The organism is Bradyrhizobium sp. LHD-71, assembly GCF_031157255.1.
Taxonomy (GTDB): Bacteria; Pseudomonadota; Alphaproteobacteria; order Rhizobiales; family Xanthobacteraceae; genus P52-10.
In genome coordinates, this window is sequence record NZ_JAVIFX010000019.1 from 86,158 (window position 1) to 103,219 (window position 17,062).

Annotated in this window: 13 protein-coding genes; 9 read left to right on the forward strand and 4 right to left on the reverse strand. The window is 62.5% G+C overall.

The annotated features are described in order from the left end of the window. Positions 1–400: 400 nt before the first annotated feature. From RCO31_RS21055 to RCO31_RS21075, 5 genes are all read left to right on the forward strand, one after another. The gene (locus tag RCO31_RS21055) at positions 401–1,003 is read left to right on the forward strand and encodes a TetR/AcrR family transcriptional regulator (RefSeq protein ID WP_308970437.1); all 603 of its coding nucleotides are present in this window, start codon (positions 401–403) and stop codon (positions 1,001–1,003) included. A gap of 260 nt (positions 1,004–1,263) precedes the next feature. Then, entirely contained in the window at positions 1,264–3,603 is a 2,340-nt protein-coding gene (locus tag RCO31_RS21060; RefSeq protein WP_308970439.1) for a TonB-dependent receptor domain-containing protein, read from the forward strand. A 1-nt stretch (position 3,604) separates the two neighbouring features. After that, the gene (gene cobN / locus RCO31_RS21065) at positions 3,605–7,558 is read left to right on the forward strand and encodes a cobaltochelatase subunit CobN (protein ID WP_308970440.1); all 3,954 of its coding nucleotides are present in this window, start codon (positions 3,605–3,607) and stop codon (positions 7,556–7,558) included. Then, entirely contained in the window at positions 7,555–8,031 is a 477-nt protein-coding gene (locus RCO31_RS21070; protein WP_308970441.1) for a MotA/TolQ/ExbB proton channel family protein, read from the forward strand. Before cobN ends, RCO31_RS21070 begins: the two co-directional genes overlap by 4 nt. Then, complete coding sequence (locus tag RCO31_RS21075; protein WP_308970442.1) at positions 8,031–8,372, forward strand: DUF2149 domain-containing protein; 342 nt, start codon at positions 8,031–8,033, stop codon at positions 8,370–8,372. The genes RCO31_RS21070 and RCO31_RS21075 overlap by 1 nt, the downstream gene beginning before the upstream one ends. A 129-nt stretch (positions 8,373–8,501) precedes the next feature. On the opposite strand, the gene RCO31_RS21080 is transcribed toward RCO31_RS21075, so the two are convergent. Next, positions 8,502–9,332 carry an RMD1 family protein gene (locus RCO31_RS21080; RefSeq protein ID WP_308970443.1) on the reverse strand — a complete coding sequence of 277 codons (831 nt, stop codon included), beginning with the start codon at positions 9,330–9,332 and terminating at the stop codon, positions 8,502–8,504. A 39-nt stretch (positions 9,333–9,371) separates the two neighbouring features. Further along, on the reverse strand, positions 9,372–11,462 hold the full coding sequence (locus tag RCO31_RS21085) for a S9 family peptidase (RefSeq protein WP_308970444.1): 2,091 nt from the start codon (positions 11,460–11,462) through the stop codon (positions 9,372–9,374). Between the two features lie 540 nt (positions 11,463–12,002). On the opposite strand from RCO31_RS21085, the gene RCO31_RS21090 reads away from it, so the two are divergent. Further along, a complete protein-coding gene (locus RCO31_RS21090; protein WP_308970445.1) occupies positions 12,003–13,310 on the forward strand; it encodes an MFS transporter in 1,308 nt (435 codons plus the stop codon). A 57-nt stretch (positions 13,311–13,367) separates the two neighbouring features. Continuing rightward, the gene (locus RCO31_RS21095; RefSeq protein ID WP_308970446.1) at positions 13,368–13,640 is read left to right on the forward strand and encodes a hypothetical protein; all 273 of its coding nucleotides are present in this window, start codon (positions 13,368–13,370) and stop codon (positions 13,638–13,640) included. Positions 13,641–13,718: 78 nt separating this feature from the next. On the opposite strand, the gene RCO31_RS21100 is transcribed toward RCO31_RS21095, so the two are convergent. Both RCO31_RS21100 and RCO31_RS21105 read right to left on the reverse strand, forming a co-directional pair. After that, a complete protein-coding gene (locus tag RCO31_RS21100; RefSeq protein ID WP_308970447.1) occupies positions 13,719–14,090 on the reverse strand; it encodes a VOC family protein in 372 nt (123 codons plus the stop codon). An 18-nt stretch (positions 14,091–14,108) separates the two neighbouring features. Then, positions 14,109–14,513, reverse strand: coding sequence for an SRPBCC family protein (locus RCO31_RS21105; protein ID WP_308970448.1), 405 nt, complete (start codon positions 14,511–14,513; stop codon positions 14,109–14,111). Between the two features lie 406 nt (positions 14,514–14,919). Between RCO31_RS21105 and RCO31_RS21110 the strand changes: the two genes are divergently transcribed. Further along, on the forward strand, positions 14,920–15,789 hold the full coding sequence (locus tag RCO31_RS21110; RefSeq protein WP_308970449.1) for a TauD/TfdA family dioxygenase: 870 nt from the start codon (positions 14,920–14,922) through the stop codon (positions 15,787–15,789). 253 nt (positions 15,790–16,042) lie between these two features. Next, the gene (locus RCO31_RS21115) at positions 16,043–17,029 is read left to right on the forward strand and encodes a TAXI family TRAP transporter solute-binding subunit (RefSeq protein WP_308970451.1); all 987 of its coding nucleotides are present in this window, start codon (positions 16,043–16,045) and stop codon (positions 17,027–17,029) included. Positions 17,030–17,062: the final 33 nt, after the last annotated feature.

A 17,062-nucleotide genomic window follows, 5' to 3' on the forward strand; every position in this document is an offset into this window, starting at 1 on the left:
AATCCGAAGTTCGCTATACTTTGCAGCGAGCTCAGAGCGAACTTCGGATTCGATCAGGACACTAGCAAGTTTATGATTCTAGTGTCGTTTATGGATCAGAACTTCGCATGACGGACACGCGGCGACGATGGTGCGAATTTCTGATCCACGACACTAGTGTCCCGAATCCGAAGTTCGCCATACTTTGCAGCGAGCTCAGAGCGAACTTCGGATTCGATCAGGACACTAGCAAGTTTATGATTCTAGTGTCGTTTATGGATCAGAAATTCGCACGATGGACTCGCGGCAACGATGGTGCGAACTTCTGATCCACGACACTAGTGTTCCTTACGTTTCCGAAGTTCGCATGTAGAGTGTGCCGTGAAGCGAAGCGAACGTCGGAAGCGGAGCACTAGTCACGATGAGCGTTACGACCCTGAAGCGCCCGCGCACCAAGCCCGCGGAAATCCGCCGCGAAGAGCTGATCGATGCGGCGCAGGCCCTGTTCCTCAGCAAGGGCTTTGACGCGACGAGCGTCGATGAAATCGTCAGGGCGGCGGACGTCGCCAAAGGCACGTTCTACTTTTACTTCAAAACCAAGGACGAGGTCCTGCAGGCGCTGCGGACGCGGTTCATCGAGGGATTCTGCTCGCGCGTCGAGGCGGCGGTCGAGCGTTGCGCAGCGGATGACTGGACCGGGCGCCTCGACGCGTGGATCGAGGCCGGCGTCAACGGCTACCTCGACGAATTCAAGCTGCATGACCTGGTCTTTCACGAATTCCACCCTTCGAACCGCCGCATGAAGCATGACAACCCGGTGATTGTGCATCTGAGAGCGCTGATCGAAGGCGGTGCGCGCGCGCGTGCATGGAGCGTCAAGCACCCGCACCTGACGGCCGTCATGTTGTTCAATGCACTTCATGGCGCCGTCGATGATGCGATCGTCTCGCCGACCAAGGTCGCGCGAAAGCCGTTGATCGCGGCGGTGCTGTCGTTCTGCCACCGCGCGCTCGGCCGGGAGTGAGGTTCGACAAAGCGCTTCGGGTGAAGCGTCTTCGGAAGACCTCGGGTTCTCGCGACCATTCCCGAAGACCCGGGGTGCCGCGGCCGCGGCCGAGGTCGGCCTGACGCTGTAGATTGCTGACGTACCGCCGGCTCCAATTCCTCCAAGGATTCTCCGTTGACACTGGGCTTCCTCAGAAGCTACGAGGGAGATGTTATATTATAACATAACATCCACGACCCATCGGGGTGATGCGGTCGCAGTCGGTCACGGGGGCGCGAATGAGCCGGAGTTTCACCTCTGCTCTGGGGCAGCACGCTGCTGCAATTGAGCCGGTCGGCAGGCGGGCGTGGAAGCTGCGCAACAGTTCTTCGCGAGCGTGGCGTTCAGTGCTGCTTTCGAGCGCGGCCATCATCGCCATCGGCGGACCTGCTTACGGTCAGAGCGTGCCACCCAATGCGGGTGATCAGAACGCGGTGCTGCTGGAAACCATCACCGTCACGGCTCCGGGACAAACTGCTGCAGCGCCGGCCGGCGCCGCGAGCGAGGTCTTCAACCCACCGACCTTCCAGTCCCAACAGCGACGGTTCATGCGTCGCCCCGGCGCGGAGACGGTTGTGTCCGTCACCGAGCGGGATCCGGGCAAGCTGACCAGTTTGGGCGACGTGTTCGAGAAGACGCCTGGCGTGTTTGTGTCAGAAGGCGGCAATTTCATCTCGATGCGCGGCAGCGACATCGCAACCGACGGATCGCGCAGTGGTCGCGGGATCCGCGCCTATCTCGACGGCTTTCCGCTCGGCCGGACGGAGGCCGGCTTTACCAATCCGCTGATCGACCTGCTCGCGACCGATTACGTCGAGGTCTATCGTGGCGGCAACAGCCTCCGCTATGGCGCGATCGCAACGGGCGGCGCCCTCAACTTCGTCTCCAAGACCGGGCGCACTGCGCCAGGCAGCGGCGTGAGCCTGTTCGGTGGCAGCTTCGGCACTTTCCAGAGCCAGGTCGAGAACGGCGGCGTCAAAGGGCCCTTCGACTGGTACGCGCAAGGCAACTTCTTCAGCACCGATAGTTTTCGTCAGCACACCGGTGAGGACAACTACCGCTTCAGCGGCAATGTCGGATGGCGTCCGGCGCCCAATATCGAGACCCGCACGTTCTTCGCCGCCGGCAAGGCGAAGCGCGACCTGGCCGAACCCATTCCGCTCGATCAGCTCGACGAGATACGCCGCATCGCGCCGGCCAACTCCTACCTCTTCAATGAACGCCTCGACTTCGCCTACCAGCGCCTCGCCAATCGCACGGTCATCCGTGACGGCGACACGACCTATGAGGCGGGCGCGTATTTTCTCAACACGGCGCTCGATCATCTGCCATCGCCTTTTGCCGGCATCATCGATTACGGCTGGCGTGAGGGCGGTCTGTCGGGCCGGATCGAGCACAAGACATCGCTCGCCGGCCTGCCAACCGAGCTCGTCGGCGGTGTGCGCCTCGGCTATACGGCCGGCGACTTCGATCGCTACCAGCATCGCAACGCAGGCACCGACAAGGGCCGCCAGACTTACGACTGGGCGTTTTCATCGTGGCTCGTCGAAAGCTACGGCGAGAGCGCCATCGAGGTGCTGCCGCGTGTGCGCCTGTTCACCGGCCTTCAGGGCGTGTTTACGACACGCACGCTTGACGACGAATACAGAGGCGGGGCTGTTGCCGCAGTCGGGCCGACTGCGTCGGGCGGGCCACAGCCGGGGCGCATCGCCGGCCTCTTGGAATATGAGCGCGATTTTCAGGCGCTCAATCCAAAGATCGGGGTCAACTGGGAATATGCCCGGGACCATTTCATATTCGCGAATGTGACGCGCAGCTATGAGGTGCCGGGCGGCGCCGATCTGAGCAACGTGCTGGAGACGCAAGGTCGAACCGGGAGAGTGCTGCCGGCCGTCGAAGCTCAGTCAGCCTGGACGTGGGAAACCGGCCTGCGCGGCGGCTGGGAGCGTTTCAAATACGACGTCACGTTCTATCATATGAAGCTGCGCAACGAGATCCTTACGCGGTGCGCAACCGAAATCAGTCCTGCCTGCACCACGACGATTGCCTTCAACGCAGGCCGCACCGTTCACAACGGCGTCGAGCTCGGCCTGAAGACCGTTCCGTTCGTCGACGTCGTCCGGCCCGGCGACAGGATCTTCGCCAATGTCGTGTGGAATTATACGGATTTCCGCTTCGACGACGATCCGCGTTTCGGCGACCAGCAAATGCCGGTTATTCCAAGGCACCAGCTGTTCGGCGAGCTCGGATATCAGGATGCATCCGGATTCTATGCGTCGGTGAACGTGCGCCACCAGGGCGACCGGCGAGCAACGTTCGACGGCTCGGGCGGCAACGCTTTCGTCGTTCCGGCCTATACGTTGCTCGGCGCGAAGGTCGGCTGGCACGCACCGGACGGCGTGTGGTCCGTGTTCGTCGAGGGCCGCAATCTGACGGATGTGGCCTACGTCTCGGAATTCGCCGCAACCCCGACCGTTCCCCTGACGCAGCAGGGCCCGCGGCTTGTAGCGAGCACCTCGCCGCAGGTGCGGCCGGGCGATGGGCGCGCCGTCTATGCCGGCATGTCGGTTCGTTTCTGACATGTCGCCCGTGCACCGTTGCCTGTTGATCCTGACCGTCCTGCTCGGCGGATGGATGAATACACCAGCCATCGCACAAGGCGCTGCGATCTCGGCGAAGCCGCGCGTCCGCATCGTCACGGTTGATTTCGTGCTGCCGGGGAAGTTCGACAAGCTCGCCCGTTTCGCGGCAAGCGCAGGTCTCGACCTCGAACGCGTCTCTGTCGACAGCGCGACCGGGCAGCCGAAGGATTGGCAACCGAAGGATTGGCTGTCCGATGCGGATCTCGTCATCCTCGACACGCCGCGCCCGATGGACATGGCGAAGGTCCAGGAGCGGCTCGCTTCAGTCCTCGGCGGGAGCCGTGTGCCCTGGATCCGTGTCGGCGGAGCTCCGCCGACGTTCGGCAATCTGTCGGCGCAGCATGCACAGCGCCTCATCGCCTATTATGCCAACGGCGGCGAGAGAAATCTGCGCACGCTCTTCGCCTATGTCAGGGCCTTTCGGGACGGTGCGGATGTCGGTGCAATGCCACAGCCTGCTGCGCTGCCGGCGACCGGTTTCTATCACCCCGGAGCGCCCGCCATCTTCGACAACCCGGACGCCTATCTGCAGTGGGGGAGGGATCGCTGGAAAGCGGACGCGCCCCGGGTGGCCTTCGCGATCTATGGGGGCCTGATCGCCGGCATGGAAACCCGGGTGATCGACGCGCTGGTCGCCAGGAGCGAAGCGCAAGGCATGCTGCCACTGGTCTTCTGGTTCGAGGCGGCCGATCCGGATGCGCTCCAGAAGCTGCTTCGGCCCGCCAAAGCGGACGTTCTCGTCATCGCGACCCATCTGCAGAACGGTCCTGCGCGCAAGCAGGAATTTCTGAAGCTGAACATCCCGGTGCTGCAGACCGTCAGTTATCGTGAGGGGGACGCGAATGCCTGGGCCATGGCGGCCAGCGGCATGCCGTCGCGCCTCGTTGCACCGTTCCTGGCTTTGCCTGAAAGCTGGGGTGTCAGCGATCCGATGGTGATCGACGCGGTGCAGAACGGCGAGCCGGTGCCGATGCCCGACCAGCTCGAGGCGTTGCTCGCGAAAGCCGCACGGCTTGCCGCGCTTCGGCGTAAGCCTGCGGTGGACAAGCGCCTGGCCTTGATGTTCTGGAATTATCCGCCTGGTGAGAAGAATGTCTCCGCGTCGAACCTCAACGTTCCGCGAAGTCTCGAAAAGCTTAGCCGTGCGCTTGCGGATGCCGGCTACGATGTGCCGCCAACCCCCGAGGCACGGTTGATCCACGCGGCGCAATCGATGCTCGGCGCAGTGTACCGTCCTGAAAAGCTCGAAGGCCTGCTCGCCGATGGGCTGGCTGTCACCGTGTCCCTCGCTCGCTATCGCGCCTGGCTCGAGTCTCTGCCGGCGCGACGGAGGGATGAGATCCTGGCGCGCTGGGGCGCGCCCGAGACCGCGGCCGATGTCATCGATGTCGGCGGCGAAAAGCAGTTCATCATCCCGCGTCTTGAGATCGGCAAGCTCGTGATCATGCCCCAGCTCCCGCGCAGCGGCCGTCCGGGCGCCGACTACCACGATGCCGGCCTGCCGCCTGGCCATGCCTACCTGGCCGCGTATCTCTACGTGCGCGAGATCGCCGAAGCCGACGCGCTGATTCACTTTGGCACCCACGGCACACAGGAATGGACGCCCGGTAAAGATCGGGGACTTGCAGTCAACGACTACCCCTACGTCGCTGTCGGCGACCTGCCGGTGTTTTATCCCTATATCCAGGACAACATCGCCGAGGCGATCCAGGCCAAGCGACGCGGACGCGCGGTCACGGTCAGCCATCAGACGCCGCCCTTCGCGCCGGCGGGGCTCTATGACGAGCTGCGCGATCTGCACGCCAGGATCCACGAATATGTCCAACTCGACGAGGGCGCCGTCCGCGACCGCACGGCGGCTCAAATTCGCGAGCTCGCGATCCGCAGCAATTTGCATCGCGACATGAGCTGGGATGAGGCGGCGATTGAAAGAGATTTCCAGGCGTTCCTGTCGGCGCTGCACGACCACGTGCACGATCTCGCGCGCCAGGCCATGCCGCTCGGTCTGCACACGTTCGGCGAGGCCGCCGCGCCCGAGCATCGTCTGATGACGGTGATGCAGCAACTCGGCGAACCGTTCTACCGGAGCGTGGGTGCTGAACCGGATGAGTTCTTCGCCGTCGACTTCAAGGCGTTGCAGAACAGCGCGCCATACCGGCTGTTGCAGCGCCATCTCCGCGACGCGGTCCCCACCACGGAGATCGCCGATGTCGAGCTCCGCGCACAGCTCGAGCGCGCGGCCGGGCTTGACCGCCATCTTGCGCAAACGGGCGAGATCGAGGCGCTGCTGTCAGGGCTCGCCGGAGGCCTTGTCGTTCCGGGACCGGGCGGCGATCCGATCCGCAATCCGGAGGTGCCGAGCGGACGCAACCTCTTTCCGTTCGAGCCGGACAAGATTCCGACGCAGGCTGCATATGAGGCTGGCGGCAAGGCATTGCAGCAGCTGCTTGCCGCCTATCAGGCCGAACACAACGGAGCGATGCCGGAAAAACTCGCGTTCAGCCTGTGGTCCGGAGAAACCATGCGCCATCTCGGGGTCGTCGAGAGCCAGATTCTGCATGCGCTTGGCTTGCGTCCGGTCTGGAATGAGGGCGGGCGCGTCACCGCTATTGAGATCATTCCGGTCAGTGAGCTCGGGCGGCCGCGCATCGACGCCGTGCTTCAGGTGACGAGCGTCTATCGCGATCAGTTCGATGGCTTCATGCGTCTCCTGGCGGGGGCGATCGAAAGGCTTGCAGCGTTACCCGAACCGGATAGCGTCATCACGCGCAATACGATGGCGGTCGCAAGGACGCTTCAAGCAGGCGGCATGAACGCACCGCGCGCTACGCAGCTCGCAGCGCTGCGCATCTTCAGCAACGAGGCTGGCGATTACGGCACGAGCTTGCCCGGTGCGACGCTCAACTCGACATCGTGGGACGAGGAGGCGCCGCTCGCGAGAGCCTTCCTGTCGAAATTGCAACATGCCTACGGCAGCAAGGACTGGGGCGTGCGGATCGAAGGCGGAAATCTCTTTGCCGAGCAGTTGAAGGGGACACAGGCGGCCGTCCTGTCCCGCTCGTCGAAACTTCACGGCATCCTGTCCACCGACCACCCGTTTGAATATCTCGGCGGACTGTCGCTCGCGGTCCGCCACCTGGATGGGCGCAGCCCGTCCCTCTACGTCGCCGATCTGCGTGAGCAGACATCTCGCGTGACCTCGGCCGCGCGGTTTCTCGCCGACGAGATGCGCACGCGCTATTTGAGCCCTCACTGGATCACCGCCATGCAGCGCGAGGGATACGCCGGCACGCTCGAAGTCCTCAACGCCGTCAACAATCTCTGGGGTTGGCAGGTGACGGATCCGGTAACGGTGCGCGCGGATCAATGGCAATCGGTGCACGATACCTTCGTCCGCGATATGCGCCATCTCGATGTGCCCGAGTGGTTCGCGCAGCATAATCCGACCGCGCAGGCGCAGGTGATCGAACGGATGGTCGAGGCGATCCGCAAGGGCTATTGGGACGCCGCCGAACAGACGCGTCGCGAACTCGTCGAGCGCTGGCGCGAGCTCAGCGAGCGTCACGCCGTCAATGTCGGCGAGCCGGCGACGCGTGCCTTCATTGCAGAGATGGCTTCGGGCTTTGGCCTGCAGCCCGCTTCGATTGCCGGCCCTGCGCCGGCCCGAACCACGGATGCTGCGAATGACGGGGCGGTCAGCGGCGGCCATCAGGTTCGCGGCGCTGTGTTGCAGCCCTCGCCGCCGTCGGCGGGTCGCGGCGCCTCGGACTGGCCGACCCAACTCGCTCTGGCGCTGCTGCTGATCTGCCTGTTCGCAGGCGCGGCCGCGCAATTGAGATCCAATGCACAGTTGAACAATTCACAGTTGAATTCAGCAGGACTGAAGACGTGACGACGCTGGAATCCGGACTCTTCGAACTCTCCAAGCTCTTTCTGGCTCCGGTGCTGACGCTGATCGTTCTGGCGCTCGCCTACGCGTTCATCGTCCTCGGCGCTTTCGTGACCGAAGCATGGCAGCGCCAAAGAGGAACGTATCGCTCGCGTCTCGCCGCCTATCAGGCGGCAAGCCAGGTCGGCAGCGACGATCTCGAACTCTGGATCCTGCAGCGGCTGGAATGGCTGCGGATCGTTTCGCGCAGCACGCCGATGCTTGGGCTCGTTGCCACGATGATTCCGATGGGGCCGGCGCTGCTGGCGCTTTCCAACAACGATGCCAAGGCGATCGGCGAAAATCTCGTGGTCGCGTTCTCGGCGGTGATCCTGGCCTTGATCAGCGCCTCCATCACTTTCGTCATCTCGACCGTGCGCCGCCGCTGGTTGCTGCAGGAGCTGCGCGCGATCGAGCGCAAGCGGGAGGCGAGCTGATGCGATTTCTCACGGAAGACGACGGCGACGATCCCATTCTCTCGCTCGTCAACATGATCGACATCTTTCTCGTCGTCGTGGCGATGCTGATGGTCATCATCGTGAACAATCCGCTCAATCCGTTCAGCAGCAAGAACGTCGTGGTGGTCGAAAATCCCGGCCAGGCGGATATGCGAATCAACATCAAGGAGGGCGAGGTGCTGGCGCGCTATGAGTCCAGCGGCGAGATCGGCGAGGGGAAGGGCGTGCGCGCCGGTGTCACCTACCGACTTTCTGACGGACGCATGATCTACGTCCCGGAGACGCGTCCGGAGTCCGACTCTGGTTCGTCCAAACGCTAGAGCATTTTCCGGAAAAGTGGATACCGGTTTTCCGCAGAAATGCGATCAAACAAACGAATCTAGAGCGCTTTCCGATCCGACTTAATCGGAAAGCGCTCTAGGGCGCGCTACGGAGTGTTGGTCGCGATATCAGTGGCCGCCACCGAAAGCGAGCTGATAGATGGTCATGATGACTTCGAACACGATGAGAAGCACGATGGCCCATTCGAGGCGGAGCGAACGTCGTGTATCGATCAGGTCCGTCAGCGCATTTGCTGTGACCGTGATCACGGTGAGCTTTCGTTCCAGGGCTTCGACGCGCTCGACGAGTTCGAACTCGTCGGCGAGCCTTTCATAAAGCCGCTCGAGATCGGGCCGATCCCACAGCGCATCCGGCTTTTCGGATATGGCGACACGACCGGAAACCTGTTGATGCACCAGGAGTGCATTGCCGATGATCTTCAGCATCTCGGTGCGCTTTCGCGGTGCGCGTCCGGTTTCGGCAAGGCTGCGGGCATGCGGATCGATGACATCGAACACGGCCCCGACGACATGCTCGATGTGTGCCAGCAAGGTACTTTTCGCCAGCGCGTCCGCGATCAGCAGAATTCGGTCATGGCTGAGGGAGTTCAGACAGATCGGGCCGCCGGGGCGCACGGTATCGGTTGGATCGTCGCGCAACTCGACGCCGATCGTTTCTTCCTCGAACGTCGGCTTGGGGTTCTGTATTCTCGGCGCCAGCGCCTGCAGGAAGGCATGCTCTCCGCTGCCATCGAAGCCGACCAAGACGACGACGCCATATCGGAACAGAACCGCAATTCGTCCGCCTTTCAACTTCAGGGCAAGCGGCGAACTCGAAATGACGTCCTCGCTGCGAAAGCCGGTGGTGTCGATGCGCTCGCCGACATAGAACGCGCGAACGGCGACCCGCGTGGGTGCCTGGACCTCCGGAGACGTCTTTGGCGCGACCGTATCAAGCATGCCTATGAAACGTGCGCGGCGGCACGTCGGTTCCTTACGTTATGGGCCGGCCCGGCCGACACACCACAGCGCAAACGCATAGGCGAGTGCAACCTCGTCGAGGCGGTTGAATCGCCCGGACGCACCCCCGTGCCCGGCACCCATGTTGGTGCGAAGCAGAACCGGCCCACCGCCGGTCATCGTTGAGCGCAGGCGCGCGATCCACTTCGCCGGTTCCCAATAGGTGACGCGCGGGTCGGTCAGTCCGCCCATCGCCAGAATGGCGGGGTAATTCTTCGCCGCCACGTTGTCGTAGGGGGAATAGCCGAGGATGGTGCGAAACGCCTGCGCGTCGGTGATCGGGTTGCCCCATTCGGGCCATTCGGGCGGTGTGAGCGGCAGCGAGTCGTCGAGCATGGTGTTCAGCACGTCGACGAAGGGCACCTCAGCGATGAAACCCGCGAACAGATCGCCGGCCCGATTGGCGACCGCTCCCATCAGCATGCCGCCTGCGCTGCCGCCATGGGCTACGATTCCGCCGACGGACGTGTAGTTCGCGTCGATCAGCGCTTTTGCGGCCGCTGCGAAATCGTCGAACGTATTGACCTTCTTCTCGCGCTTGCCGTCGAGATACCAGCCCCAGCCCTTGTCGGACCCGCCGCGAACATGAGCGATCGCGTAGACGAAGCCGCGATCCACCAGCGAAAGCCGGTTGGAGGCGAATGATGCCGGAATCGCGTGGCCGTACGAACCATAGCCGTAGAGCAGCAATGGCGCCTTGCCATCGCGGGCGAGGTCCCGACGGTGGAGGATCGAGACCGGCACCTCCGCGCCGTCATGCGACTTGGCCATGATCCGGGTGACGAAGTAGTCGGCGGGATTGTGACCGGATGGAATCTCCTGTCGCTTGCGCAATATGCGTTCGCGGCTCTCCATGTCGTAGTCGTACACTTCCGTCGGTGTCGTCATCGACGAATAGGCATAGCGCAGCCGCGTCGTTTCGAACTCGTAGCCGCCGATCGTACCGAGCGAGTAGGCCGCTTCATCGAAGCGAACGGCATGCTCGTCACCGGTGCGGAGGTCGCGGATGACGACGGAGGGAAGCGCATTCGCGCGCTCGAGCCGCACCAGATGATTGGCATAAAGTTCGACATCCAGGATGTAGACGCCGTCACGGTGCGGGATCAGACCGCGCCAACTGGCACGGCCGGATGACGAGAGCGGCGTCTCGACGATCTTGAAGTCGATGGCGCCGTCCGCATTGGTGAGAATGTACAGCGTGTCGCCGCGATCATAGACGGAATACTGGAGACCGGTCTCGCGCGGCGCAATCAGGCGCGGCGGCGCCGTAGGTTCGCGAAGATCGATCAGACGCTGCTCGGAGGTTTCGTGGTCGCCGCCAGCGATGACGCAATAGCGCCCGCTGGCGCTCTCGTGGATGTGCGTGAACCAGCCGACGTCCTTTTCCTCGTAGACAAGCGTGTCTTCGGATTGCGCGGCGCCGATCCGATGAAGATAGACTTGTCGCGGGCGGTGGTTGTCGTCGAGCCTGACATAGAAGAAAGCTGTAGAATCGGCGGTCCAGACCGCCTCGCCGCTGGTTTGCTCCACGGTATCGTCGGTGTCGATTGACGTTTCCCAGTCGCGGACGCGGATGGTGAAATACTCCGATCCATTGACGTCGGCGCTCCAGGCTTCCAGCCGGTGGTCGTTGGAATGCCGCGCGCCGCCAAAGCGAAAGTAGCTCGATTTGGCCGCGAGCGCGTCGCCATCGATCAGGATGCAGGTATCGCTGCCGTCGCGGCGCGAGCGGCCGATCATCTCGTGCTGGCCGCCCTCGCGGTATCGTTGGAAGTACTCGAACGGACCATCCGGTGACGGCACACTCGAGTCGTCCTCCTTGATCCGGCCGCGCATCTCGGCGACCAGTGTGGATTGCAGCGCAGCGGTGCCGCCGAGCACCGCGTCGGTGTACACGTTCTCGGCCTCGAGGTAACTGCGGATTTCTGCGTTCAGGAGCGAGGGATCGCGCAGCACGTCCTGCCAGCGATCGTCTTTCAGCCAGGCGTAGTCGTCGGTGATGGTGATCCCGTGCCGTGTAAAACTCTTCGGGTGACGCGGCGCGAGGGGAGGTTGGGGCTGTTTGACCACGATTGCCTTTTTGGGTTTGTTGGTACACAGGTCGAAACTATGACGAAAGTCAGGGTCGAAAAATTCGAGCATGCCCAAAATGCACGATATTTCTGGCTTACATTGATCGACCTTCGAACGAGGTCCGACTCAATGAATACGCTCACCGTCACGACCAAGGGTCAAGTAGCGCTCGGTAAAGATGTTCTGAAACATCTCGGTATGCGTCTCGGCGAATAAGCCAGCGTGGACGGCTTCCCGACGGTCGGATCGAGAAGACCGACGCCTTCAGCTTGCTGAAGGGAAAGGGGTCCATCCTTGTCGATCGCGGAGATGAACAGGATTCCGTCGCGCGGCTGGGTGGCTAGGAGATAATAAGAGATAACAGGTGATTCCAATGTCGTTCAGGACGCGGTCGTCCTCGCACTGAACAAATCTCGCAGCTGTTGATTGAATTGCGGCGGGCAAGCCTGCAATGCCGTCCGAAGATGGCAGAGCGGCGCAAACACGGTCGAAGATTCGTGAAAGGTTCCCATGCCAGCGGAAGGAGAGTCCATTCGAATGCAGCGGAGCTTGCGCTTGCGCCCGATCGTGTCGCTGCTGATGGGGCTGGCGTTCCTGCTGTCGGGAGCCGGGCTGCAGTTCACGCTGTTGCCGCTGCGCGGTCGTGCCGAAGATTTTGGCGACTTTGCGCTCGGCGCCATCGGCTCGGCCTACTACGTTGGCTTCGTCAGCGGCTGCCTGCTCGCGCCTTATCTGATCCTACGTGCGGGACACATCCGCGCATTCACGGCCATGGTGGCAGTCGCCGCCGCCGCCGCCCTTGCCTACGCGCTCGCTCCGGCAGTCCCGGCCTGGGTGGTGTTCCGCATCATCTCCGGCCTCTGCATCGCCGGTCTCTATCTGGTGGTCGAGAGCTGGCTCAATGATCACGCCACCAACGAGACTCGCGGGCGGGTGCTGTCGACTTACGTGGTGGTCAATTACGTTGCTCTCACATTTGGCCAGGCTCTGGTGACGCTCTATCCGATCGATCAGGCGGGCAACTTCATGGTGGCCGCCATGTTGACCTCGTTGGCGATCGTGCCGGTCGCTCTGACCCGCTCGGTACAGCCCGCGCCGATCACAATCGTCAGCTTTCGCCCCGGCCAGTTGTTCCGTGCAGCGCCGGTCGCGATGGTCGCAAGCTTCATGATCGGCGTCGCCAACGGCTCGTTCTGGAGTCTGGCGCCGCTGTCGGTGGCCGGCAGCGGCCTCAGCGTCGATCAGGTGGCGCTCTTCATGAGCACCGCCGTGCTGGCAGGAGCGATTGTGCAGTGGCCGGTGGGCCGTCTGTCCGATCGCGTCGACCGTCGTCGCGTGCTGCTCGTCCTTTTGATCGGGGCGGCCGCCGCCGGTGTCGTCCCATGGCTGATCTCCGCCTCCGGGATGACGCTGCTGCTGTTCGGCATTCTTTTCGGCGCGCTTGCACTGCCCGGTTATTCGCTGGCAGCGGCCCATGCCTACGACAAGACTCCGGCAAGTGACGTCGTGCCGATCGCCGCCACGGTCCTGCTTACCAACGGCCTTGGTTCGGTCGTCGGCCCGCTCATCGCCTCTGGCTTCATGTCGGTCGAAGGGCCGCGCGGCCTGTTCCTGTTCACCGCGCTCGCCCAGGCGCTGCTCGCGGTCTACGTGTTCCATCGCGTGCGGGTCCAGGCCTCGCTGGCTACCCCGGAGAAGACCGAGTTCGATCTTGCCTCGAGCGCGCTGGTCGGCGGTGTGGTGACGCCCGATGCACCGGATCCGTCCGACCCGTCTGTCGTCGTCCCGGAGACCGACGCACCGGTGGCGGCCACGGGAGGAGCCGCCCCGGCATCGATGCGTTGACCCTTGTTTGCGCCTGCGTCATGGTTACGTCACGGACGGATCATTGGGATACCGCTCATGCGCATTCAGGTAGAAGCCCGGGCTGGTCACCGTGACATGCCGATGCCGCGGGCACTTTGCTTCGACGGCCGTCGGCTCGATGTGGTCGAAACGCTCGATCAGTGGTTCGGGCCCGACCATCGCTACGTGAAGGTCCGAACCCACGACGAAGCCTTGTACATCCTGAGATACGACGAGTTACGGGCTCACTGGGAACTGACCATGTTCGAGCGGCCAGGGCTCTCGATGGTCGATCGACCGCAAACGCGAAAGCGCGGAACGCTTATGTAGCGGCCAAATCACGCTCCGTGAAAAGACGCAGGCGGTGAGACCTTGGCAGGGAAAATGAGGGCTGCGCGGCGCGCGCTCTTATTTGTCCGACCAGACCGCGAGTTCGTAGCCGTCCAGATCGGCGAAGTGAAAACGGCGGCCGCCCGGGAACGCGTAGATGGGTTTCACGATCTTTGCGCCCGCGCTTTCCAGTCGCTGTTGGGTTGCGGCGAGATCATTGGCGTAAAGGATCACCAAAGGGCCGCCGGCTTTGTTCGCGCCGCCAGGATTGTGCTCGCTCTCGAGCGCAAAACCGCCGGTCAGACGGCCGTCGTTGAATTCGCAGTAGCTCGGGCCGTAATCCTTGAAGGACCAGCCGAACGCCTTGCCATAGAACTCGCGTGAGCGAGCGATGTCGGCAACAGAAAACTCGACGTAGTCGATGCGTTGGTCGTCCCCCGATTTGGCCATCTTTCTGCCTTCCGCGATTCATCTGTGCTGCAGCAACGCCTTCAGCGTATGGAGATCCCGCTCCACCGCGGCTGCGTCCGCTGCGAAAAGCTGCTCCGTCATCGAGGGCGCTCTCAAGACCGTAAACATGATCTCTGCGCCGGTGCCGTTTGCGACGACGCGCATGGCGTTGCGAGTCTCGGTGCCGTCCGCGGCAATGACGGTGTGATCGAGGACGCCGAATTCGTTCGGCGGAGAGAAACGGATGCGGATCGGCTGTCCGTCCGGATCTTCGGCGATCCATTCTGCGCCCGCCTTCTCGAACCGGCTGCCGAGGCCGGCCGCCCAGCGCGGGAAGTTCTCCGGAATCGACACGAAGTCATAGACTTCGCACCAGTCGCGGTCGATCGATACGGCAATCGTGCGGGCTGGATGGATTGTCATGGCAAGACCTAAACAGGTTGTATCGCTTTAGGGTTCCGCCCTGTGCTTACAATGTCGAGTTGCCTTGCGCGCCGCCACAGATTTGAAGGTTTCGAGTGCGCACGCGTTCAGCATCCGTCTTCCAGCCTGGGCTGGTTTCGTTTCTCTCCCAGCCGAAGCGCCCAGCTCCAACCTAACACCGCGTCGTCCATGAGCCGACGCGCGCCATCACCGCTCACGCGCCTTGTGGTCGCGGCCTCTGCTTTCGCAGCGACACCCTGAATGCCGATCGTCGACGTGCCTGCCACAAGCTGTCGCAGGGCAATCGCGCTCTATCACACAATCGAAACTGACCAGTCACACGGGCGTCACCTGCTCAAGTTAAGAGGTATGTACAACTCAGTTGTCGGGCAAAGAGAGGTTGGTCATGACAGTAACCGTTAATATCCTTGGTCCAGGATTCGTCGGCGAAGTCATGGGAGTTACTTCCAGATTACTTGACGATAGTGACATTCTTTCGTCGATACACGCAGCGTACCTTAGCCATAAAGTGATCGTCATTCGGGACTTCCCGATCGCTGCCGACCCGCTCGTCAGGATTTCGGAGCTTTTCGGTCCAGCGGATCCGCATCATGTTGCTGCCGTTCGCCACCCTGACCAGCCGAAGATCACAATTCTATCGAACCAGGACGAGCCCGGTCGAAAGCCCGAGATGAAGAAGTTCGGAGCCGGCTGGCACTCGGACTATTCGTATATGCGCCGGCCGTCGAACGCGACGCTGCTGCTCGGCGCCGAAGTCCCTGGCGAGGGCGGAGATACGTTGTTCGCGGACACTGCGCGGGCGTTCGACACGCTTTCCGATGAGATGAAGCGGAAGATCATCGGGCTGAAGGTACGCCACGAATATCGGTTCACCAAGGATCGCACGCATCCGGGCGCGCGCTGGAATTTCCTGAGCGAGGCGGAACAGGCGGCGACGCCGGAGGTCGTTCACCCGCTCGTCATCCGGCATCCGGAAACCGGCGCCCATTGCCTGTTCATCGCGCCGAGTTCCGTATCCGGCGTCAAGGGCATCGTCGGAATGGATGATGCGGAGAGCGATGCGTTGCTCGCCGGTTTGTTCGCGCACATGACATCGGAGCGTCTGGTCTATCGCCACAAGTGGCGCCCGGGCGACCTCGTGATTTGGGACAATCGCTCGACCATCCATTCCGCGACGACCGATCAACTGCCGTCTCACCAGGTCAGGCGAATGTATCGCATCACGACCAACGGCAGCGAACCGCTCGCGGCCTAGTGTCGTGGATCAGAAATTCGCACCATCGTTGCCGCGAGTCCATCGTGCGAATTGCTGATCCATAAACGACACTAGAATCATAAACTTTCTAGTGTCCTGATCGAATCCGAAGTTCGCTCTGAGCTCGCTGCAAAGTATGGCGAACTTCGGATTCGGGACACTAGATCCGGCCAGCCACCAATCGCTTCGTTTCCGCGTGCGGTGAAGCCGCGACGCGAAAGCCTCATCCCGCCTGCAAGCCAAGGAGCCGATGATGACCCGTCCGCTGTCCCAACTCTCGCGGAGAGACTTTATATCTGCGTCTGCTGCTGCAGCGGCCACAGCCGTCGTTGCACCGGCAACAGTAGCGAGGGCGGCGGAATTCGTCACCATCGGCAGTGGTCACTCCGGCGGCTCCTTCTATCCGGTCGGCGTGGCCGTCGCCAATGCCGTTGGCGCCGGCCTTCGTGATGTGCGCGTACAGGTGCAGCAGACCGGCGGGTCGCATGAGAACATCCAGCTTGTCACGCGCGGACGAGCAGAGCTCGGCCTTGCGCTCGCAGACACGTTGTCGATGGCCCATCGCGGTTCCGAGCCGAAGCGTTATCCCAAACCGCTTCCCGACCTGCGCGGCATCGCCGCGATCTTCCCGAGCTATGTCCATCTGCTGGTGCGGGCGGATTCGGGCATCAAGCGGATCGAGGATCTGCGCGGGCGCAACATCACGGTTGGCGCTCCGGGCGGTGGCAGTGAGACCAACGCGCGTGCAATCCTGGCGGCAGCGGGCATGTCGTTTGCTGATCTTGGCCGCGTTGAGTTTTTGTCCGGCGACGATACAGGCGACGCCATTCGCAACCGTCGCATCGATGGTTTCTTTCTCTCGACAGGACTTGGCGCGTCGGCCGTGCGAGAGTTGGAGACCAGCGTCGAGCTCGCTGCCGTGCCGATTCTGGCGTCCGTGGTCGCAGCGATCGGCGATGGCGCATATATCTCCAGTGAAATGCAGGCTGGAGCGTATCGTGTTCAGGGCCTGCCGGCGCCGAGCGTCGTCATCTGGACACATCTGTTCTGCGACGAGAAGCAGCCGAGCGAGAAGATTCAGAGCTATCTCGCGGCTGTCTTCGACAAGCTCGATGCCTTCCGGTCCACTCATGCCTCGTTGCGGGAGTTTTCCATCGAACGCGCCGTCATGGGCATGCCGATCCCGTTCCATGAAGGAGCAAAAGCGTTCTTCGCCTCGCGCGGCGTGAAGATCGGTTGAGCGATGGCTGCGACCGTGACGGGATGGACGGAA